Here is a 731-nt window from a genome sequence, read left to right on the forward strand (position 1 = left end):
CGCGAAATGACGTAAACAGCTCGCAATACTTATCTTTAGTTTCAATCTTTTAAGACAGCTACACTTGATTTACAACCAAATAAACAAAGTTGCATATAGTTTAGTGCAATTTTGCGATAATCGCTCTGTATCCAATTGGATGTTAATCTCATTTTGTGCAAGAAACTTAAGTCGCGCCTTTGGCACGACTTTCCAACGATTCAAAAACAGTACTCACCGCATATAGCGTGGTGAAGAACAATTGGCTTGGGATGTGTTATGAATTCTGTCCAGATAAAAAATGTCATTTTTGATGTAGGTAATGTATTGGTACGCTGGTCTCCAGTAGAAATCGTTCGCTTAACATTTGGTGGTTCCGTAGAGTCAGAGAAAATGGCTCAGATGCTATTTTCATCACAAATCTGGAAAGATTTAAATAAAGGGACGATCTCCGAAAGGGAAGCAAAACAGCGTTATCAACGTGAACACCAAGTAACGACGGAAGAAATAGACCGCTTCTTTTATTATGTAAAACACACTCAAATACTACTTTACGGCAGTATAGAGCTGTTAAAACGAGTAAAAAGTGCCGGATATGGCGTATATGCGCTCACAGACAACATCAACGAAATTGTGGAACATCTTCGTACTACCTATGAGTTTTGGCCACTGTTTGATGGAGCAATCATCTCTTCTGAAGTTCAATTACTAAAACCACAAGCGGAGATCTACCAAACTCTACTTTCAAAGTA

1 protein-coding gene is annotated in these 731 nt (G+C 38.4%); it reads left to right on the plus strand.

Translation table 11 applies throughout. From position 1 onward, the window contains the following. Positions 1-258: 258 nt before the first annotated feature. Positions 259-731: HAD family phosphatase (locus IQR33_RS08730; protein WP_193843639.1), on the plus strand; the 473-nt coding region annotated here is incomplete at its 3' end.

The organism is Vibrio sp. OPT46 (assembly GCF_015163535.1).
Classification (GTDB): domain Bacteria; phylum Pseudomonadota; class Gammaproteobacteria; order Enterobacterales; family Vibrionaceae; genus Vibrio; species Vibrio alginolyticus.